Source organism: Mesorhizobium sp. CNPSo 4671 (assembly GCF_057784245.1).
Window position 1 is genome coordinate 233,283 of record NZ_JBWLUW010000006.1, and the last position, 19,678, is coordinate 252,960.

The window sequence follows — 19,678 nt, forward strand, 5'->3', positions numbered from 1 at the left end:
ACCAACCATCGAACATCCCTAGCGGCGATGGAAGGTATCAGCTTTGATCCACAGCAAAGAGCCGAGGCATAGCCATTGGCCATGGTGGCCGAGAGGCTCCAAACCGATAGCATTATGATTGGCAGGCGGCGGAACTGGCATTTCTAGCTCGCCAACTGGCCGCGCCTCGACCGCAGCGCCTAACTATTTCGGGGCGGAGCGCATCCGATCAGCTTGGACGCCTGGGACACGGGGAACGCCATCGGGCGCAGCCCAGTCGGGCTCGTGCGCCCTCCCTCCTCAACGAATGCATTGGCGTGGTCTTCAGTCGACCGAAGTCCTGTCCTTCGCCAGGGACACTTTTGGCTTTGGCGCCCCGTCTCCATCGATCATTGCGATGCCCCGCACGATCAGCTCGTACTTCACGGCCGCAACCGAGAAATTCCGCGCCCAGTCGACCACGTCGTTCCACGGATCGACGACCTTTCCCGTCGCCGAGAGAAAGGTGATCACCGTGGCGATCTCGGCTTGTCCTCGAATGACGAGCAGGCTGCCAATGCCGAGAACAAGGATGCTGCCGAATGAATAGGTAAGATTCATCAGGAAGTTCAGCGAGAATTTGAGTTTGATGACGCCTATGTCCAGTGCGAAGACCTCGTCGAGGCGCTCGACATTGCGGCCGTTGCCGATGAAAGGCACGGCAGCGAGCATGTCGTTGCCGAACTGCCGCAGCGTCTGCGTCCGGCGCGCGACGCGTCGGTTGATCGCGCGCTGCATCAACGGGACGAAGACGAATTGCGGTGCCAGCACGGCGAGGCTCAGCAGCGCCATGCGGCTTTCCAGCGCCGCGAGATAAACGAAGACGCTGATCAGGAAGCCGGCCTCGACGATGGGCTCGCTGATGCTCGACCCCACGAAGGCTCCGACATCGTCGGCCTCGGCGAAGATCATCGCCAGCCCCGTGCCGCTGTTCGGCTGGTCCTCAGTTACGTCGGTTCGCGCGAGTCGCTCCTCGACGAGCACGCGCAGCGCCCGTGTGGCGGACTCTCCGAGCCAGGCTCGATACACGTTCATCACCAGCTTGCTGAGGCCGAAGGCGACGATCAGGGCGCACTGGGCCGCGATCAGGGTCAGGATCGTCGAGGCTGTTCCGCCCTTGACCGCGGCGTCGATGATCCGGCGCTGCGTTTCAATCGGCGCTGCATCCAACAGGAAGACGGCGACGGAAATAGCCGAGACGGCGAGTTGATGCCATCCGCTCACGGCGAAGATGAACCGCACGAAAGAGCAAGGCAGCGCCTCCCCCTCGACCAGATTCTGCGATCGCTGCGATTGGGTGGAAAAGAGCATGGCGTCCAACTAACGCGCTGACGGCGCAGCGTCCTTGATCTCGCGCAATCTCCCATACATCACCGCTTCCATCAGATATGCTCCACGGTATCGATTTCGCAATTTGCGGACTTCGAAACGCCCGCCGATAGGCTACAGAAGGTGTTGCAGTGACCGGTTGAACCCACCGGCGCATTGCAGACATTCCCGGGTCTGACCGTTTACGCGCCCGGTCCTATCATGCCTTTCAGAACGGAGAAGAGCCTGCGAATGTTCTGGCAGGTCGAGTTCGCCGCCCTCCTCGATCTCCAAAAAATAACGGGCGCTGGCCAGCCGATCGACTTTCCCGCAGGACAGGCACAGATGACCAGTAGTGCCCTTTCCTCCTTTGGGCCGGCCTTGATGTTGTCGCAGCTGCGGTTGCCCTTTTCGTGGACGGCCCTTGCCGAGGTCGTTGGATGGCTACAGATCTCGGCTCGGCGGCTTCTGCCGAGAGCGTTTTTCTGCAACGGTCGAGCCGGCGACTGCGCAGCCGGAATGGAAGAGTAAAGCGCGGCGACTGATCCCGGGCAAGCTTTCTGGCTCTCATTTTTGCGGACACCGAGCGGACACAGATTTGTGGGGTGAACGAAATTGCCACCTCACCTGCTGCATCTATTTGATTTTCGTGGTGTTTTGGTGAGCGCGATGGGATTCGAACCCATGACCTACTGATTAAAAGTCAGTTGCTCTACCGGCTGAGCTACGCGCTCCCGCGGGCGCGAAAAGGCGGCCCTCGAAATTGCGCGGAACATAGGGAGAGTGCCTCGACCGGTCAACCGGAAAAAGCGCGTGCGCAGGCCATACTTCTCAAGCACCGCCACCATGCCTGCCTACCCGCGTCGGTTGCGAGCGGTGTGCTCCCGGCAAAGCAATATGGCACTGCCTCCCGTCGACACCTGTCACAGGCCGGAGAAATATTACAAATCAGCAACTTGAGATCTGGCGAGGAACCTTCCCCCACATCGCCCGTTGTCTCGTCACAAGGGACGTCAATCACCCTTTCGAAGGAGAAGATAATGAACAAGATCGTATCGGGTATACTGGCGACCACTTTGTCAGTTTCGTTCTCTGCAGCGGCTATGCCGGCCAATGCTGCTCAGATGTTCGTGCCCCAGGCATCGGGGACTTCGTCAGATATCGTGAATGTCGGGGAGACTCGCTATGACCAGTGGCGTCATGGCAATCGTCATTTCAATGGCAACCGCAATTTCGGCAACCGCAATTTCAACGGCAATCGTAGCTTTGCGCGAAACAATGACGGCGGTGGCTACTGGAACGGCCATCGCGGCTATCGCGACTATCATCGCGGTTATCGCCGTCACGGCGACTATTGGTTCCCACTCGCGGCATTTGCGACTGGTGCGCTGATAACCGGTGCGATCGTCAACAGCGAGAACAACCGCGTCTACGAAGGCAACTCGCACGTGCAGTGGTGCTATGACCACTATCGCAGCTACCGCTCTTCGGACAACACGTTCCAGCCGAATTACGGCCCGCGGCAGGAATGCCGTTCGCCCTACTGATCCAAGGATGAATCAGTAGCTGACAAGTCTGAGTACAAGGTCCGCGTCGGAAACGGTGCGGGCCTTTTCCGTATGACTTTCAGCATCCCGCACGGCGGAATGAAGTTTCCTGTCAGTTCGCCCAGTCTACGCTTTTGAGGATTAGATATAGACCGCCCCCTTCCCCGCGCGGAGAGCAGTAGGCGCCGAGTGCATCGCAGACTCGCACCATCGCTGCCGTCAGTTCCCAGCCCAATGATTCCAGATCATCTTTCGTGTCGGTCACATACGCCTGCTGAAGTTCGGCTACACCGTTCTCCTCGCCGAAGGAACGAACCCGTTTGGCGTCGCCGAGAAGATCGGTGGGCAAGTTTGAATTCGATCAAGCCCAAAGCCAGTTACCAGCTTTGGCGCTCGTCGACCCTGCAATCTGAATCTCGGCAACGACCTTGACGGTACCATTGTCCGAAAACAGAAGCCTGCCGGTAGTCAGGTCATAGTCATAGCGCGGCCAGTGACCGAGGCGGAACTCCTTCTCCAGAATGGCATTCTTGGCGGTTAGCTGTTCAAAAGCCTCGTCGCGCCAAGCAGGATACCAGTCTGGCTGCATATGCCCCCACCTTCAGCTGGTTCTGTGGTGACCGTTATGGCACGCTCAAGGTCCTGCGCACAGCATCGCGCCAGCCTGCCAGCTTGGCGGATCGTGTGGAGATATCCATCTCCGGCTTGAACCGCCGCTCGAGCGCCCAGCTTCTGGCGAATTCCTTCGCCTTCGGCCACACGCCCGCTTTCGAGCCGGCGAGCCAGGCCGCACCCAGGGCGGTCGTTTCGAGGATGGTCGGCCGATCGACCGGCGCATCGAGAATGTCGGCCAATCGCTGCATGGTCCAGTCCGACGCCACCATGCCGCCATCGACCCGGAGAACCGTTTTGGCCGAAGTGCCCTTCCAGTCCTTGCGCATGGCGTCGAGCAGGTCGCGGGTCTGGTAAGCGACGGATTCGAGTGCGGCGCGCGCGAACTCCGCCGGACCGGAATTGCGGGTCAGTCCAAAGATGGCGCCTCGCGCTTCGGCGTCCCAATGCGGCGCGCCCAATCCGACAAAGGCCGGCACCAGATAGACATTCTGCGTCGGGTCAGCCTCGGCAGCCAGTTGCCCGCTATGCTCGGCTTTGCCGATGACCTTGATGCCGTCGCGCAGCCATTGCACGGCAGCGCCTGCGATGAAGATCGAGCCCTCCAGCGCGTAGGTCGTCTTGCCGTTCAGCCGATAGGCGATGGTGGTCAAGAGCCGGTTCTTCGAACGCACCAGATCGCTGCCGGTGTTGAGCAGCGCAAAGCAGCCGGTGCCATAGGTGGATTTCATCATGCCCGGCTCGAAGCAGGCCTGGCCGATGGTCGCAGCATGCTGGTCGCCGGCAACGCCAAGGATCCTGATCTCGGCGCCAAACAGATTTTTCTCGGTCACTCCATAATCATCGGCGCAGTCCTTGACCTGCGGCAGCATTTTCGCCGGAATGTTGAGAATGGCCAAAAGCTCGTCGTCCCAGGCGTTGTCCGCGATGTTGTAGACCAGCGTGCGCGAGGCGTTGGTGGCATCGGTGGCGTGAACCTTGCCGCCGGTCAGCCGCCAGATCAGAAAACTGTCGATGGTGCCGGCCAGCAATTCGCCTTTCTCGGCGCGTTTCCTGGCGCCCTTCACCTTGTCGAGCATCCAGGCGATCTTGGTGCCGGAGAAATAGGGATCGAGCAGCAAGCCTGTCTTGCGCGTGAACTTCTTCTCCAGGCCCTGCTTCTTCAGTTTCTGGCAGAGCGGCGCGGTGCGGCGGTCCTGCCAGACAATGGCGTTGTGGATCGGCTTACCGGACGCCTTGTCCCAGATGACGACGGTCTCGCGCTGGTTGGTGATGCCGATGGCGGCGACATCAGACGCCTCGCGGCCAGCATTCTTCAAAGCGGCCTTCACGGTCGTCACGACACTTGCCCAGATCTCTTCCGGATCGTGCTCGACCCAACCGGAGGCCGGATAGTGCTGTGTGAATTCCTTCTGCCCGCTGCCGGCAACTTTCATCTCACCATCGAACAGGATCGCCCTGCTCGAAGTCGTTCCCTGGTCGATGGCGAGGATATATTTGGTCAAAGTCGACAGCCCTATTTAATTTCCAGTTTGCCCCGATGCAGGCGAATCCCGATCGGGGCGACACAAACAATCAATTCAGCCAGCTTCTCACCTGCATTCAGCGCCCTGGAAATGACGCTCGAATAGCTTGAGGCTCTCCCAACACTTTGCAAAATGAGCGTGGGAAGCAGTTCGCGAGCGAGAACGTTATAGATGGGTTGGGCAATTGGGTGCTTGTCGACCCTAAAACGATACCGTTGGCCATGCCGGTCGCTCAGCACGTATTCAAATCCCTTGGGTGCGGAGAGCCTTCTCAACACATATTCCGAGATGATTTCTGGAACCAGTTCATAGGCTAGTCGCAACTCCGGAACCTGCAGAAGTTGCTTAAGTCGATCCGAGGCAGATGCAGCCGCGGCTTCGCTTTCATCCCCATGGTCCGAAACGTGCAGCCTAGCCAATTCGAGAGCAAAATCCGAAGTGAAAAGCGGTTTGCCGTTCTCACCAACTGTAGCCGGAGCCCAGCGTTCAGCACGCCGAAAAAGCGAGAAAATCACTGGACGCTCCGAAGCGTTTGCCGGGGCACCATACCCCGGCAAACTGTAGTGCAGAATTTTATTTCTGCCAGCTCTTCACCAGTTCGTCGTAGTTGATGGTGATCGGCTTGTCCTTCTCCTGCTCGAGCTTCAGCTGAGGCGCCAGATTGCCGCCCTTGACTGCGTCGGCGTTCCAGTAGGCAAGGTCATGCTCCTCGGCCATCTTCGGTCCGATGTCGCCCTGGACACCGGATTTCTCGATACGTGCCATGACTTTTTCCTGATCGGCGCAAAGCGAATCCATGGCTTCCTGCGGTGTCTTGGCACCCGAGGATGCGTCACCGATGTTCTGCCACCAGAGCTGCGCCAGCTTCGGATAGTCCGGCACGTTGGTGCCGGTCGGCGTCCACTGCACACGGGCCGGCGAGCGATAGAACTCGATCAGACCGCCGAGCTTCGGCGCACGTTCGGTGAAGCTCTTGTCATGGATGGTGGAGTCGCGAATGAAGGTCAGGCCAACCTGGCTCTTCTTCACGTCCACGGTCTTCGAGGTGACGAACTGCGCATAAAGCCACGCGGCCTTGGCGCGGTCGGTCGGCGTCGACTTCATCAGCGTCCAGGAACCGACGTCCTGATAGCCGAGCTTCATGCCGTCCTTCCAGTATGAGCCGTGCGGAGACGGCGCCATGCGCCACTTCGGCGTGCCGTCGTCGTTCATGACCGGCAGGCCGGGCTTGACCATGTCGGCGGTGAACGCGGTGTACCAGAAGATCTGCTGGGCAACATTGCCTTGCGACGGCACGGGGCCGGATTCGGAGAAGGTCATGCCCTGGGCTTCCGGCGGCGCATAGGCCTTCAGCCAATCAAGATATTTCTGGATGGCATAGACCGATGCCGGTCCATTGGTGTCGCCGCCGCGTGCGGTGCAAGAGCCGACAGGCCGCGAATTCGCATCGACCTTGATGCCCCATTCGTCGACCGGCACACCGTTCGGCAGGCCCTTGTCGCCATTGCCGGCCATGGACAGCCAGGCGTCGGTGAACCGCCAGCCGAGCGACGGGTCCTTCTTGCCGTAGTCCATGTGGCCATAGACCTTCTTGCCGTTGACGTCGCGGCCAGTGAAGAATTCGGCGATGTCCTCATAGGCCGACCAGTTGACCGGCACGCCGAGATCGTAGCCGTACTTGGCCTTGAAGTCGGCCTTGTTCTTCTCGTCATTGAACCAGTCGTAACGGAACCAGTAGAGGTTGGCGAACTGCTGGTCGGGCAGCTGGTAGAGCTTTTTGTCCGGCGCGGTGGTGAACTTCGTGCCGATGAAGTCGTCGACGTCGAGCATCGGATCGGTAACGTCCTTGCCTTCGCCCGCCATCCAGTCGGTCAGGTTGCGCACCTGCTGGTAACGCCAGTGCGTGCCGATCAGGTCCGAATCGTTGACCCAGCCGTCATAGATGTTCTGGCCGGTCTGCATCTGGGTCTGGATCTTCTCGACGACGTCGCCTTCCTGGATGACGTCATGCGTGACCTTGATGCCGGTGATGGCGGTAAAGGCCGGTGCCAGCACCTCTGACTCATACTTGTGGGTCGTCAGGGTTTCCGAAACCACCTTGATGTCCATGCCGGCGAAGGGCTTGGCCGCGTCGATAAACCACTGCATTTGCTTTTCCTGGTCGGCACGGGAAAGCGTCGACACGCCGCCTATCTCCTTGTCCAGAAAGGCTTTTGCCTCATCCATCCCGGCATAGGCATTGCCCACGCCGAGCAACAGGACAAGGGCCGTTGTTGATGTTAAAAATTGCCGTCGCATGTGTTTCCTCCACTGTTTCAGGTTTCAAGTGCGATCTGGAGCGGCGGCCGGCACGCTGCCGCTCCAACAGTTTCCCCCTCTATACGTAACGGAACACGCCGATGGCGTAGACCACGGAGAGAGCGAGAGCCCACCAGAGGCTCGGTCCGACAAGACCCAGCCAAGCGAGATGGATAAAGGCGCTGCCGAGCAGCGATAGGAACAGGCGGTCGCCGCGCGTCGTCTCGAAGCGCAGCAGGCCGACGCGCGGATTGCCGCCCGGCGAGGCGTATTCCCAGGCGCCCATGCCAACCAGCAGCAGGGCGATGACGCCAAAAAAAGCGGCCGTCGGCCAGGTCCATGCCATCCAGGAGAAGTCGAAGTTCATGATCATACCCTCCCTAGGGCGAAGCCCTTGGCGATGTAGTTGCGCACGAACCAGATGACGAGCGCGCCGGGGATCAGCGTCAAGACGCCGGCAGCGGCGAGAAGTCCCCAATCCATGCCCGACGCCGAAACCGTTCGGGTCATGGTGGCGGCAATCGGCTTGGCATCTGTCGTCGTCAGCGTGCGGGCGATCAGCAGCTCGACCCAGGAGAACATGAAGCAGAAGAAGCAGGCGACGCCGATGCCGCTGGCGATCAGCGGCATGAAGATTTTTACGAAGAAGCGCGGGAAGGAATAGCCGTCAATGTAGGCGGTCTCGTCGATTTCCTTCGGCACGCCCGACATGAAGCCCTCGAGAATCCACACCGCCAGCGGAACATTGAACAGGCAATGCGCCAGTGCCACCGCTATGTGCGTGTCGATCAACCCGAAGGCCGAGTAGAGTTGGAAGAACGGCAGCGCGAACACCGCCGGCGGCGCCATGCGGTTGGTCAAAAGCCAGAAGAACAGATGCTTGTCGCCTAGGAAGCGGTAGCGCGAGAAGGCGTAAGCCGCCGGCAGCGCCACCGACACCGAAATCACCATGTTCATGACGACATAGGTGATCGAATTGATGTAGCCGGAGTACCAGACCTTCTCGGTAAAGATCGTATAGTAGTTGGCCAGCGTCGGCGCATGCGGATAGAGCGTCAGCGAGTTGACGATCTCCGCATTGGTCTTGAAGCTCATGTTGATGAGCCAGTAGATCGGCAGCAGAAGGACAATGATGTAGAGCGTCGGCACGATCCACCACCAGCGCGATTCCTCGCCACGCCGGCGCATGCGCCTGTCGAGTTCGCTCTGCGACAGCGAACTGGCCAGGCCTTCCGCAGCGGAGGTCCCGTTCATCGCATTGCGCTCGGTTCGTTCATTGGCGCCAGCCATCTCAGCGCTCCGCGTCGTAATTGGTCATCACGGTGTAGAACACCCATGACAACAACAGGATGATGAGGAAGTAGACCAGCGACATGGCGGCCGCCGGGCCAAGGTCGAACTGGCCGAGCGCCGTCTTGACGAGGTCGATCGACAGGAACGTCGTCGAATTGCCCGGACCGCCGCCGGTGACGACGAAGGGCTCCGTGTAGATCATGAAACTGTCCATGAAGCGCAGCAGAATGGCGATCAAAAGCACACGCTGCATCTTCGGCAACTGGATGTACCGGAACACCGCCCAGCGCGAGGCGCCGTCGATCTTGGCCGCCTGGTAGAAGGCATCGGGGATCGAGACCAGTCCGGCATAGCAGAGCAGCACGACGAGGCTGGTCCAGTGCCAGACATCCATGACGATGATGGTCACCCAGGCATCGAACGGATCCTGCACGTAATTGTAGTCGATGCCGATCGCGTTGAGGTAATAGCCCAGGAGGCCGATGTCGTTGCGCCCGAACACCTGCCAGATGGTGCCGACGACGTTCCACGGGATCAGCAGCGGCAGTGACATCAGCACCAGGCAGACCGGCACGCCCCAGCCCTTCTTCGGCATGTTAAGCGCGATGAAGATGCCGAGCGGCACCTCGATCGCCAGGATGATGAAGGAAAAGATCAGGTTGCGGACCATCGCTTCCCAGAAGCGGCTGGACGACAGCAGGTCCTCGAACCATTCGGTCCCGGCCCAGGTGAAGACATTGTTGCCGAACGTGTCCTGCACCGAATAGTTGACGACCGTCATCAGCGGGATGACGGCGGTGAAGGCCACCAGCACCAGCACCGGCAGCACGAGGAACCAAGCCTTGTTGTTCCAGGTCTTGTCCATCTATGCCCCCATCTCGACGCGCCAGGAATTGGCATAGATGTTGATGCCGGCCGGATCGAACCGTACCTTCGGTTCGGCTGGAACGGTCTCGTCCTCGCCGATGACGGCCGCGATGTCGCGACCCTCCAGCTTGGCGCGCACCACCTTGTGGCGGCCGACATCCTCGACCTTGCTGATGGATACAGCCATGCCGTCGCGGCCGAGCCTCACATATTCGGGGCGGATACCGAGTTCGACAGCGCCGGCGGCTTTGGGTGCGCCCGGCAATTCGATCCGCTGTGATCCAAGCGTCGCTGTCTTGCCGTCGATCGCCACCGGCATGACATTCATGCCTGGCGAACCGATGAAATAGCCGACGAAAGTATGGCGCGGCCGCTCGAACAGCTCCGCCGGCGTGCCGATCTGCACGATGCCGCCATCATACATGACCACGACCTGGTCGGCGAAAGTGAGCGCCTCGGTCTGGTCGTGGGTGACATAGACCATGGTATAGCCGAAGCGCCGGTGAAGCTGCTTCAACTGCGAACGCAGCACCCATTTCATGTGCGGGTCGATGACGGTCAGCGGCTCGTCGAACAGGATGGCGTTGACATCGGAGCGCACCAGGCCGCGGCCGAGCGAGATCTTCTGCTTCTGGTCGGCGGTCAGGCCCCTCGCCTTCTTCCTGGCCCAGGACGCGAGATCGATCATCTCCAGCGTCTCGCGCACCTTGCGGTCGACATCGGCCTCCGGCACACCGCGATTGCGCAGCGGGAAGGCCAGATTGTCGTAGACGGTCATGGTGTCGTAGATGACCGGGAACTGGAACACTTGCGCGATGTTGCGTTCCTGCGTCGACAGATTGGTCACGTCCCTCCCGTTGAACAGCAACTGGCCGTGCGAGGGATGCAGCAGCCCCGAAATGATGTTGAGCAGCGTGGTCTTGCCGCAGCCCGACGGCCCGAGCAACGCATAGGCGCCGCCATCCTCGAACGTGTGATGCACTTCGCGCAGTGCGAAATCGACATCCTTCTGCGGATTCGGCAGGTAGGAATGCCTGACATGGTTGACGTCGATGCGCGCCATATCGCCCTCCTCAAGCCGCCAGCTTCGGCGCGGTCACGGCACGGCCGTGCTGGTCGAAAACCATGATGTGACGCGGATCGATGAACACCTCGACCACTTCGTCGGTTTCGAAATCCCTGATTCCATGGGTCAGCATGACCCAGCGCACATCGGCGAAATCGAGATGGATGAAGCTTTCCGACCCGGTGATCTCGGTGATGGTCACCTTTGCCCGTACCGGCACGCCGCCAGCATTGGGCCGTTCGAGCGACAAATGGTGCGGCTGGAAGCCGATCGTGTAATTGCCGTCGGTAATGCCGACGAGTTCTGATGGCACCGGCAGCTTCACCCCGCCTTCGAGCAGGAAATCGGCGCCCTTCTTGGCCAGCACGATGGTGTTGAGAGGCGGATCGGCGAAGGTTCTCGCCGTCACCAGGTCGACCGGCTTGCGGAAGACATCGATGGTCGGTCCGAACTGGGTGATACGGCCTTCCGACAGCGTCGCCGTGTTGCCGCCTAGCAGCAGCGCTTCGTGCGGCTCGGTGGTGGCGTAGACGAAGATGGTGCCGGCGGCGGCAAAAATCCTCGGCAGTTCGGCGCGCAATTCCTCGCGCAATTTGTAGTCGAGATTGGCCAGCGGCTCGTCGAGCAGCACCAGGCTGGCATTCTTGACGATGGCGCGTGCCAGTGCGGTGCGCTGCTGCTGGCCGCCGGACAGGCTGAGCGGCGTGCGGTCGAGATAGGGGGTCAGCTTGAGCAGCGCCGCGGCTTCGCGCACCTGGCTGTCGATCTTGGCCTGCTCGACCCCGGCGACCCTGAGCGGCGAAGCGATGTTCTCATAGACGGTCATCGCCGGATAGTTGATGAACTGCTGGTAGACCATGGCGATCTTGCGCTTCTGCACCGGCATGCCGGTCACATCATGGCCGTCGAACCAGACCGAGCCGGAGGTCGGCACATCGAGGCCGGCCATCAGCCTCATCAGGCTGGTCTTGCCGGAAAGCGTCGGCCCGAGCAGAACGTTGAGCGAGCCATGCTGAAGTGTCAGTGACACATCGTGTATGTGTTCGACTGCACCGACCGTCTTGGTGACGTTCCTCAGTTCCAGCATGACGCCTCCTCCCAGGCTTGCAGCATCAGCTCAAGACCCTCTTCATTCGGCGGCCGCGACGTGCCGCCGGCTTATGCCGTGCATGAATTCATCGAGTGCCGCGACCTGCTCGCGGCTGAGATGCAGGCCGCGTTTGGTGCGGCGCCACAGCACGTCTTCCGCCGTGAGAGCCCATTCGTTTTCAACGAGATAGCGCACTTCGGCCTCATACAGATCGCCGCCGAAATTACGGCCGAGCTCGGCATTCGACTTGGCAAGGCCAAGCAGAAGCTGAGCGCGCGTCCCGTAGAGCCGGGTCAGCCGGCGGGCGAGGCGCGCATCGAGGAACGGATAGGCCTCCTTCAGCTTCGCCACCTGAGCATCGAACCCAGTTGCCGGGAAATCGCCGCCCGGCAGCGGCGCATCCGACGTCCACGGCTTGCCGCGCTTGCCGAGAAAGCCTTCGATCTTCTCCAGCATCGATTCCGATAGCCGACGATAGGTGGTGATCTTGCCGCCGAAGGCATTGACGATCGGGGCAGCACCCTCACCGCCATCGGCCTTCAGCACATAGTCGCGTGTCGCTTCCTGCGCCTTGGAGGCGCCGTCATCATAGAGCGGACGCACCGCCGAATAGGTCCAGACGATGTCGGAACGCTTGACGGGTTGCGCGAAATACTCGCTGGCCGCAGCGCAGAGATAATCGATCTCGGTGTCGCTGATCTTCACCTCGTGCGGATCGCCGGGATAATCCTGGTCGGTGGTGCCGATCAGCGTGAACTCGTCCTCATAGGGAATGGCGAAGATGATGCGGCCATCCTTGTTCTGGAAGAAATAGGCGCGCGGATCGTCGAATTTCTTGGCGATGACGATATGGCTGCCCTGCACCAGGCGGACATTGTGCACATCGTTCAGGCCGACGACGCCGGAGAGCACGTGGTCGACCCACGGCCCGGCGGCATTGACCAGCAGGCGCGCCTTGACCTCTTCGGTTTCGCCGCTCCGCAGGTTCTCGATCTTGATTGTCCAGAGGCCGTTTTCGCGGCGTGCGCCGACCACCTTCGTGCGCGTCCGGATCGTGGCACCCCGGTCGGCGGCATCGCGTGCATTGAGCGCCACAAGGCGCGCATCGTTGACCCAGCCGTCGGAATACTCGAACGCCTTTTTGAACAACGGCTTCAAAGGCTTGCCCGCCGGGTCGCTTGCCATGTCGAGCGTCCTGGTCGCCGGCAGCAATTTGCGCCCACCAATATGGTCGTAAAGGAACAGGCCGAGCCTGATCAGCCAGGCCGGACGCAGGCCCTTGGCATAGGGCAGCACGAAGCGCATCGGCCAGATGATATGCGGCGCGTTCTTCCACAGAACCTCGCGCTCCATCAGCGCCTCGCGCACCAGGCGGAATTCGTAGAACTCAAGATAGCGCAGTCCGCCATGGATCAGCTTGGTCGATCCGGAGGAGGTTCCGCTGGCGAGATCGTTCATCTCGGCGAGAAAAACCGAAAACCCGCGCCCAACGGCATCGCGGGCGATGCCGCAACCGTTGATACCGCCACCTATGACGAAAATGTCCCGGACTGAAGACGTGTCCACTTAACTCCTCCACGATTTCGCATTGCACCATTTTTGGTCTTTTGCGAAACCGTGTCGGAATTATTTCGAACTCATAACGAATGTCAAACGAAATATCGCAGGCCCGTGAGACGATCGTGAAAAGGCCTCACCCCAGCGAGGTCTCGATCAGTTGAACCTCGGCCTCCTGGCAGATCTTGCGCACCGAGGGGATGTCGCAGCGGTCGGTGATAAAGGTGTTGACCTGCGACAGGTGACCGATGCGCACCGGCGCCGTGCGCTCGAACTTGGTCTGATCGGAGACCAGAATCACATGCCTGGCATTGGCGATGATCGCCTGCGCCACCTTGACCTCGCGAAAATCGAAGTCGAGCAAGGCGCCGTCATGGTCGATGGCCGAAGCGCCGATAACGGCGTAGTCGACCTTGAACTGCCTGATGAAATCGACCGCCGCCTCGCCGACGACGCCGCCGTCCGAACCTCGCACCACCCCGCCCGCGATCACCACCTCGATCGACGGATAGATGCGCATCCTATTGGCAACATTGATATTATTGGTGATGACCATCAGGCCGTTGTGGTCGAGCAGCGCCTTGCTGACTGCCTCCGTCGTGGTGCCGATGTTGATGAACAGCGAGGCGTTGTCCGGGATCAGCCTGGCCGCCGCGCGGCCAATCGCTTCCTTCTCGTCCGCGGCGATCTTGCGCCTGGCCTCATACTCCATGTTCTCGATACCGGACGGGAACAATGCCCCGCCATGGATGCGCGAAAGCAGCCGCTGGTCGCAGAGATCGTTGAGATCCTTGCGGATGGTCTGCGGCGTCACGTTGAAATGTGTGGCCAGATCGTCGACCAGCACGCGGCCATGGTCCTTGGCCATCTGGATGATCTCGGCATGGCGCGGCGACAGATACATTGCAAGCTCCCGTTTTTCGTTTTTCTTGTCTATAGCTGAAAACGAAAGCAATGAAAAGGTATAAGCCGGCTAAGGGAAATCACCTGATTGCAAAGGAAAACTCCAGCGCAATCCAATTTTGGCCTTTCAGACCATGCTGCGCGCGATTTCGGTGATGACCGCAAAAGCCGTATCAACATCGCTTGCCGTCGCTTCGAACTGGCCGACCTGGAAGCGGATGGCCACCTGCCCGTCGACCCTCGTCTGCGTCAGGTAAATGCGGCCATCGTCGTTGATCGCATTGACCAGCAGCAGATTGTGCGCGTCGGCATCAGCGCTTGAGGCCGCCTTGTGCCGGAACGAAAACAGCGACAGCATCGGTTCGCTGACGATCTCGAAATCGGGCTCCTCGGCCAGTCGCGCGGCAAGGCCCTCGCTCCAGGCGACATGGTTGCGGATCATCGCCCGCAGGTTCTCCAGCCCGTGGGCGCGCAGAAGGAACCACAGTTTCAGGGCGCGGAAGCGGCGGCCGAGCGGCACCGACCATTCGGAATAATTGATGATGCCGTCATGACCGTGGGTTTTCAGATAGTCCGGCTTGATCGCCAGCGTCCTGACATGGCTTTCGGGGTCGCGCAGGAACTGGATCGAGCAATCGAACTGTGCGCCCAGCCATTTGTGTGGGTTGAAGACGATCGAATCGGCGCCTTCGACGCCAGTCCAGAAATGCCGGTATTCCGGGCAGATCATTGCCGACCCGGCCCACGCCGCATCGACATGGAGGTAGAGCCCATGCCGCTTGGCGACCGCGGCGACCGCCGCGATGTCATCCGTGCCGCCCGTGCTGGTGCCACCGACGCAAGCGATGATGCCCGCCGGCAGCATGCCGGCTTGCCGGTCGGCCACGATGGCTGCCTCCAGTGCGGTAGTGTCCATGGCGCGAAAACGGCCGGAGACCGGAATGCGCACCAGATTGTCTTCGCCGATGCCCGAGACCCAGATCGCCCGGTCGATCGAAGTGTGCACCTGATCCGAGGAATAGATGCGCAACCGCCCCTGCCCGGCCATGCCCTTTTTGTTGCCCTGCCAGTCCAGCGCCCGCTCGCGCATGGTCAGCACTGCATTGAGTGTCGCCGACGAGGCCGAATCCTGGATGACGCCGGAAAATCCTTCGGGCAGGCCGAGTGCCTGCCGCATCCAGTCGACGGTGCGGGTCTCGAGTTCGGTCGCCGCCGGCGACGTTTGCCAAAGCATGCATTGCGCGGCCATTGCCGAGACGAGATACTCAGCCACCACCGAGACCGGCGCCGCATTGGCTGGGAAATAAGCGAAGAAGCGTGGATGCTGCCAATGCGTCATCCCCGGCACGATCTTCTCCTCGAAATCGGCGAAGATCCTGTCCATCGGTTCGGCGTCTTCCGGCGGCGACGCTTCTATGCTCCTGAAAATGTCACCCGGTTCGACCAGCGGCCGCACCGGCCGCTCGCGCAAAGTGTCGCGATAGTCAGCGCCCCAGTCGGCGGCACGCTGCGACCATTGCCGGAACTCGTTGTTGTCCATCCTGTCCTCCCGACACGATCGCAATGCCGGCGCGCTTCGCCCGGCTCTCAAATTCCATCAATAATTAACATGTGAACTATATGCAAGCGCCAGCAGCTGCCGTCCGCGCCCTACCCCGGAAAATCCGGCAGGCTGGCAAAAGCCGCCTTCAGCGCATTCGACCAGCCATCGGAGATCGTGCGGTAATACTGGTCGTCCTGGCCGATGCGCTTCTTCAGGCCGACCTTGAAAGAATCCTTTTCCATGAACAGCAGATCGAGCGGTAGGCCGACCGACAGGTTCGACTTGAGCGTCGAATCGAACGACACCAGCAGCAGCTTCACCGTCTCGGCCAGGCTCATCGTGCGCTCATAGGCGCGGATGATGATCGGCTTGCCGTATTTGGTCTCGCCGATCTGGAAGAATGGCGTGTCGTCGGTCGATTCAATGAAATTGCCCTCGGGATAGATCATGAACAGCCGCGGCGGACTGCCCTTGATCTGCCCGCCGAGGATGAAGGAGGCGTTGAAATAGGAATCGGCCTTCTCGCCGGCGGGAGACGCCTGTGCGATCACCTCTTTCACCGTATCGCCGACCAGCCGCACCGTCTGGTACATGGATGGCGTTTCGAGCAGCTTCTCGTGGCGGTCGGTCACTGCCTTGGTGCGTTCGTCAAGCAGGCTGACCACGGCCTGCGTGGTCGCCAGATTGCCGGCCGACATCAAGACGATAACGCGCTCGCCGGGCTGCTCCCAGACATGCATCTTCTTGAAGGTCGAGATCGAATCCATGCCGGCATTGGTGCGCGTGTCCGACATGAACACGAGCCCGCGATCGATCTTCAAGCCGACGCAATAGGTCATGGAATCTCTTTTGGCACTAATCCTTGCGGATTACTGCTCTACCGTGACGGTGACCGCAAGCCGTTCTTCCGCCTGTCCCAGTCGAATTCCCGACACCGGCGAGGCGTCACGGTAGTCGCGGCCGGTGGCCACCTTCACATAGCGTTCGTCGGGAGAAATACCGTTGGCTGGATCAAAGGCAACCCAGCCGAGGCCCGGAACATGCGCTTCAGCCCAGGCATGGCTTGCCGCCTGCTCGACGGCATCCATCATCAGATAGCCGCTGATGTAGCGCGACGGAAATCCCATGGCGCGCGCAGCGGCGGCAAAGATATGGCTATGGTCCTGGCAAACCCCGGTTTTCAACGCCAGAGCCTCTTCGGCCGGGGTCGTCGCATTGGTGGTGCCCGGCGTATAGGCGACACGCTCGCCGATCATGGCCATCAGCCGGTGCAGCCTTTCGATATCGGTGCCCGTGCCCACCGCCTCGGCAAGATCACGGATGCCGCTGCCTATGGTGGTCAGCTGTGTCTCCTGCGCGAACAACCACAGCGGCGCGAAGCCCTGATGTGGCCCGCAAACGCCTGTTGTGTCGCGCGTCACCACTTCGCCCGATGCCTCCACCGTGATGAAGTCGTGGTCGCCCTCGACGCTCAGCAGTCTTGTGTCGTTGCCGTAGTGGTCGGTAAACCGCACTTCCTCGCGCGCGCCTTCGACCTTCAGCGCCCAGGACAGCACCGTCTGTGTCTGCCCGCTCACCGGCAACAGCCGTAGCCGCTGCAGCAGATATTGCACCGGTGCGTCGTAGCGGTATTCGGTCCGGTGCGTGATCTTGAGTCGCATGGAGCCCTCAATAGAACCTGTAGTCCTGCGCGATCTCGTCGCCGAGCCTGGTGTTGTCGCGAATGAAGCCGGCGAGGAACTCGTGCAGACCCGCGTCGAATATATCCTTGATCGACCCGGCCCTCAGCATGGCTTGCGTCTTTTCCGCCGTCGCGTGGCAGGCGTGGCGCTCGCCATAGTCGTCGCCGAGGAATTTCAGGTGTTCGGACAGGAAGCGATAGCAGAAGGTCAATGAACGCGGCATGCGCACGTTGAGAATCAGGTAGTCGGCGATGTTGGTCGGCTTGTAGTCCGCGTCATAGACCCAGCGGTAGGAGCGATGCGCCGACACCGAGCGCAGGATCGATTCCCACTGATAGTTGTCGAGTGTCGAGCCGACCCAGGAGATCGACGGTAACAGAACGTAATATTTCACGTCGAGGATACGCGCCGTGTTGTCGGCACGCTCGACGTAGGTGCCGAGCTGCGAGAAGTCGAAAATCTCGTTGCGCAGCATGGTGCCGTAGAACGAGCCGCGGATCAGCGCCGTCTCGCGCTTGATGGCATCGAGCACGCTTGGCAGGTCGCGCTCGTCGATCGGCCTCGCCAGCATCCGCTTCAGCGACATCCAGGCTTCGTTGATGCTTTCCCAGGTCTCGCGCGTCAGCGCGGTGCGCACCATGCGGGCATTGTTGCGGGCCGTCTCGATCGACGACATCGTGCTCGACGGGTTCGAGGTGTCGCGCAGCAGGAAATCGGCGACATCGGCCGCCGTATAGTCCGAATACTTCTGCTTGAAGGCGACGTCGGAGCCGGCACTGAGCAGCACCGAGTTCCATTCCTCCGACGCGCTTTGCGTGCGGGTCAGCGCCATGCGCAACCCGGCATCGACCAGCCGCGCCATGTTTTCAGCCCGCTCAATGTAGCGGTTCATCCAGTACAGTCCGTTGGCGGTCCGGCCTAAAAGCATCCAAAAACCTTCACGTGAAAATCAATCATCCAGCACCCAGGTATCCTTGGTACCGCCGCCCTGCGAGGAATTGACCACCAGCGAACCTTCCTTCAGCGCAACGCGCGTCAGGCCACCGGGCACGATCTGGATGCGATCGGACACCAGCACGTAGGGTCGGAGATCGACGTGGCGTGGCGCCAGTCCCTTGTCGGTCAGGATCGGACAGGTCGACAGAGCCAGTGTCGGCTGGGCGATATAGTTCGAAGGCTTCGCAGCCAGCTTCTTGGCGAAGGCCTCGCACTCCTTCTTGGTCGCCGCCGGGCCGACCAGCATGCCGTAGCCGCCGGAGCCGTGCACTTCCTTGATCACCAGTTCATGGATGTGCTCGAGCACATATTTCAGGCTGTCCGGCTCCGAACAGCGCCAGGTCGGGATGTTGCCGAGGATCGCCTTGCGGCCGGTGTAGAATTCGACGATCTCGGGCATGTAAGAATAGATCGCCTTGTCGTCGGCGATGCCGGTGCCCGGCGCATTGGCGATGGTGATGTTGCCGGCGCGGTAGACATCCATGATGCCGGGTATGCCAAGGGCCGAATCCGGCCGGAAGGTCAGCGGGTCGAGGAAGGAATCATCGACGCGGCGGTAGAGCACGTCGATCTGCTTGTAGCCTTCGGTCGTGCGCATCGCGACATGGCCGTCGACGACGCGCAGATCCTGGCCCTCGACCAATTGCACGCCCATCTGGTCGGCAAGGAAGGCGTGCTCGAAATAGGCGGAGTTGAAACTGCCTGGCGTCAGCACAGCGATGGTCGGCGCGCCCTTGGTGCTTTGCGGACGAACGGCCGCCAGCGACTGGCGCAGCAGTTGCGGGTAGTTCTCCACCGGCCGCACCTTGATCTTCTGGAACAGCTCGGGGAACAGCTGCATCATCGTCTCGCGGTTCTCCAGCATGTAGGAGACGCCCGACGGCGTGCGTGCATTGTCTTCCAATACGTAGAACTCGTCCTCGCTGATGCGCACAATATCGACGCCGATGATGTGGGTGTAGACGCCGGCCGGCGGCCGCACCCCGATCATCTCCGGCAGGAACGCCTCGTTTTTGGCGATCAGGTCCCTGGGAACCCGGCCCGCGCGCAGAATCTCCTGGCGGTGATAGATATCGTCGAGGAAGGCGTTCAGCGCCTGCACACGCTGTTCGATGCCTTGCGTCAGGCGACGCCACTCATTGCCTGAAATGATGCGTGGGACGATATCGAACGGGATCAGCCGTTCGGACGCCTCCTGCTCGCCATAGACGGCGAAGGTGATGCCGGTCTTGCGGAAGACGCGTTCGGCGTCCTGCATCTTCTCGGTAAGTCTGGCTGGATCCTGCTCCTTCAGCCAGCGGTCATAAGCCGAATACGGTCTTCTCAATCCGGAGACTTCCGGAAGCATTTCATCGAACGCTGCCAATCGCAT

18 protein-coding genes, 1 tRNA gene and 1 pseudogene are annotated in these 19,678 nt (G+C 60.7%); 2 read left to right on the top strand and 18 right to left on the bottom strand.

Annotated elements, in window-relative coordinates; genetic code table 11:
- Positions 1-303: 303 nt before the first annotated feature.
- A complete protein-coding gene (locus tag AC04SF_RS19225; RefSeq protein ID WP_488479104.1) occupies positions 304-1,329 on the bottom strand; it encodes an ABC transporter ATP-binding protein in 1,026 nt (341 codons plus the stop codon).
- Positions 1,330-1,578: 249 nt separating this feature from the next.
- Here AC04SF_RS19225 and AC04SF_RS19230 point away from each other — a divergent pair, with 249 nt between their 5' ends.
- Positions 1,579-1,857 carry a hypothetical protein gene (locus AC04SF_RS19230; RefSeq protein WP_488479105.1) on the top strand — a complete coding sequence of 93 codons (279 nt, stop codon included), beginning with the start codon at positions 1,579-1,581 and terminating at the stop codon, positions 1,855-1,857.
- 127 nt (positions 1,858-1,984) lie between these two features.
- Here the strand turns inward: AC04SF_RS19230 and AC04SF_RS19235 are convergent.
- A tRNA-Lys gene (locus tag AC04SF_RS19235) sits at positions 1,985-2,060 on the bottom strand.
- A gap of 306 nt (positions 2,061-2,366) precedes the next feature.
- Between AC04SF_RS19235 and AC04SF_RS19240 the strand changes: the two genes are divergently transcribed.
- Complete coding sequence (locus AC04SF_RS19240; protein ID WP_488479106.1) at positions 2,367-2,873, top strand: BA14K family protein; 507 nt, start codon at positions 2,367-2,369, stop codon at positions 2,871-2,873.
- Positions 2,874-2,985: 112 nt separating this feature from the next.
- Here the strand turns inward: AC04SF_RS19240 and AC04SF_RS19245 are convergent.
- The 16 genes and pseudogenes from AC04SF_RS19245 to AC04SF_RS19320 form a co-directional block, all read right to left on the bottom strand.
- Positions 2,986-3,462, bottom strand: a pseudogene (locus tag AC04SF_RS19245) (DUF6882 domain-containing protein).
- Positions 3,463-3,496: 34 nt separating this feature from the next.
- Positions 3,497-4,990 (bottom strand): glycerol kinase GlpK, encoded by a 1,494-nt coding sequence (gene glpK / locus AC04SF_RS19250; RefSeq protein WP_488479107.1) that lies wholly within the window; start codon positions 4,988-4,990, stop codon positions 3,497-3,499.
- Between the two features lie 11 nt (positions 4,991-5,001).
- The gene (locus AC04SF_RS19255; RefSeq protein WP_488479108.1) at positions 5,002-5,526 is read right to left on the bottom strand and encodes a hypothetical protein; all 525 of its coding nucleotides are present in this window, start codon (positions 5,524-5,526) and stop codon (positions 5,002-5,004) included.
- A gap of 58 nt (positions 5,527-5,584) precedes the next feature.
- Positions 5,585-7,309 carry an ABC transporter substrate-binding protein gene (locus AC04SF_RS19260; RefSeq protein ID WP_096446342.1) on the bottom strand — a complete coding sequence of 575 codons (1,725 nt, stop codon included), beginning with the start codon at positions 7,307-7,309 and terminating at the stop codon, positions 5,585-5,587.
- Positions 7,310-7,388: 79 nt separating this feature from the next.
- Positions 7,389-7,676 (bottom strand): DUF2160 domain-containing protein, encoded by a 288-nt coding sequence (locus AC04SF_RS19265; protein WP_432421219.1) that lies wholly within the window; start codon positions 7,674-7,676, stop codon positions 7,389-7,391.
- A 2-nt stretch (positions 7,677-7,678) separates the two neighbouring features.
- Positions 7,679-8,599: a carbohydrate ABC transporter permease gene (locus AC04SF_RS19270; RefSeq protein ID WP_096446344.1), complete on the bottom strand. Its 921-nt coding sequence runs from the start codon at positions 8,597-8,599 to the stop codon at positions 7,679-7,681.
- Position 8,600: 1 nt separating this feature from the next.
- Positions 8,601-9,467: a carbohydrate ABC transporter permease gene (locus tag AC04SF_RS19275; RefSeq protein ID WP_488479109.1), complete on the bottom strand. Its 867-nt coding sequence runs from the start codon at positions 9,465-9,467 to the stop codon at positions 8,601-8,603.
- Positions 9,468-10,532: an ABC transporter ATP-binding protein gene (locus AC04SF_RS19280; protein ID WP_488479110.1), complete on the bottom strand. Its 1,065-nt coding sequence runs from the start codon at positions 10,530-10,532 to the stop codon at positions 9,468-9,470. It lies immediately after the preceding gene.
- Positions 10,533-10,542: 10 nt separating this feature from the next.
- A complete protein-coding gene (locus AC04SF_RS19285; RefSeq protein WP_488479111.1) occupies positions 10,543-11,622 on the bottom strand; it encodes an ABC transporter ATP-binding protein in 1,080 nt (359 codons plus the stop codon).
- 42 nt (positions 11,623-11,664) lie between these two features.
- A complete protein-coding gene (glpD, locus tag AC04SF_RS19290) occupies positions 11,665-13,191 on the bottom strand; it encodes a glycerol-3-phosphate dehydrogenase (protein ID WP_488479112.1) in 1,527 nt (508 codons plus the stop codon).
- Between the two features lie 127 nt (positions 13,192-13,318).
- Positions 13,319-14,086 (bottom strand): DeoR/GlpR family DNA-binding transcription regulator, encoded by a 768-nt coding sequence (locus tag AC04SF_RS19295; RefSeq protein ID WP_010909603.1) that lies wholly within the window; start codon positions 14,084-14,086, stop codon positions 13,319-13,321.
- A 126-nt stretch (positions 14,087-14,212) separates the two neighbouring features.
- The gene (locus tag AC04SF_RS19300) at positions 14,213-15,625 is read right to left on the bottom strand and encodes a pyridoxal phosphate-dependent decarboxylase family protein (protein ID WP_488479113.1); all 1,413 of its coding nucleotides are present in this window, start codon (positions 15,623-15,625) and stop codon (positions 14,213-14,215) included.
- A gap of 110 nt (positions 15,626-15,735) precedes the next feature.
- The gene (locus AC04SF_RS19305; protein WP_095200110.1) at positions 15,736-16,467 is read right to left on the bottom strand and encodes a proteasome-type protease; all 732 of its coding nucleotides are present in this window, start codon (positions 16,465-16,467) and stop codon (positions 15,736-15,738) included.
- A gap of 30 nt (positions 16,468-16,497) precedes the next feature.
- Positions 16,498-17,289, bottom strand: a complete 792-nt coding sequence (locus AC04SF_RS19310) for a transglutaminase family protein (RefSeq protein WP_095200109.1) — start codon at positions 17,287-17,289, stop codon at positions 16,498-16,500.
- A 7-nt stretch (positions 17,290-17,296) separates the two neighbouring features.
- Positions 17,297-18,238: an alpha-E domain-containing protein gene (locus tag AC04SF_RS19315; protein ID WP_038646939.1), complete on the bottom strand. Its 942-nt coding sequence runs from the start codon at positions 18,236-18,238 to the stop codon at positions 17,297-17,299.
- Between the two features lie 21 nt (positions 18,239-18,259).
- The gene (locus tag AC04SF_RS19320) at positions 18,260-19,672 is read right to left on the bottom strand and encodes a circularly permuted type 2 ATP-grasp protein (protein WP_032933458.1); all 1,413 of its coding nucleotides are present in this window, start codon (positions 19,670-19,672) and stop codon (positions 18,260-18,262) included.
- Positions 19,673-19,678 lie beyond the last annotated feature (6 nt).

Bases quoted from the DNA above. Each gene is read 5' to 3' on its own strand.
- AC04SF_RS19225 (WP_488479104.1), bottom strand. From the start codon at position 1,329: ATGCTCTTTTCCACCCAATCGCAGCGATCGCAGAATCTGGTCGAGGGG.
- AC04SF_RS19230 (WP_488479105.1), top strand. From the start codon at position 1,579: ATGTTCTGGCAGGTCGAGTTCGCCGCCCTCCTCGATCTCCAAAAAATA.
- AC04SF_RS19240 (WP_488479106.1), top strand. From the start codon at position 2,367: ATGAACAAGATCGTATCGGGTATACTGGCGACCACTTTGTCAGTTTCG.
- AC04SF_RS19260 (WP_096446342.1), bottom strand. From the start codon at position 7,309: ATGCGACGGCAATTTTTAACATCAACAACGGCCCTTGTCCTGTTGCTC.
- AC04SF_RS19265 (WP_432421219.1), bottom strand. From the start codon at position 7,676: ATGAACTTCGACTTCTCCTGGATGGCATGGACCTGGCCGACGGCCGCT.
- AC04SF_RS19270 (WP_096446344.1), bottom strand. From the start codon at position 8,599: ATGGCTGGCGCCAATGAACGAACCGAGCGCAATGCGATGAACGGGACC.
- AC04SF_RS19275 (WP_488479109.1), bottom strand. From the start codon at position 9,467: ATGGACAAGACCTGGAACAACAAGGCTTGGTTCCTCGTGCTGCCGGTG.
- AC04SF_RS19280 (WP_488479110.1), bottom strand. From the start codon at position 10,532: ATGGCGCGCATCGACGTCAACCATGTCAGGCATTCCTACCTGCCGAAT.
- AC04SF_RS19285 (WP_488479111.1), bottom strand. From the start codon at position 11,622: ATGCTGGAACTGAGGAACGTCACCAAGACGGTCGGTGCAGTCGAACAC.
- AC04SF_RS19295 (WP_010909603.1), bottom strand. From the start codon at position 14,086: ATGTATCTGTCGCCGCGCCATGCCGAGATCATCCAGATGGCCAAGGAC.
- AC04SF_RS19300 (WP_488479113.1), bottom strand. From the start codon at position 15,625: ATGGACAACAACGAGTTCCGGCAATGGTCGCAGCGTGCCGCCGACTGG.
- AC04SF_RS19305 (WP_095200110.1), bottom strand. From the start codon at position 16,467: ATGACCTATTGCGTCGGCTTGAAGATCGATCGCGGGCTCGTGTTCATG.
- AC04SF_RS19310 (WP_095200109.1), bottom strand. From the start codon at position 17,289: ATGCGACTCAAGATCACGCACCGGACCGAATACCGCTACGACGCACCG.
- AC04SF_RS19315 (WP_038646939.1), bottom strand. From the start codon at position 18,238: ATGCTTTTAGGCCGGACCGCCAACGGACTGTACTGGATGAACCGCTAC.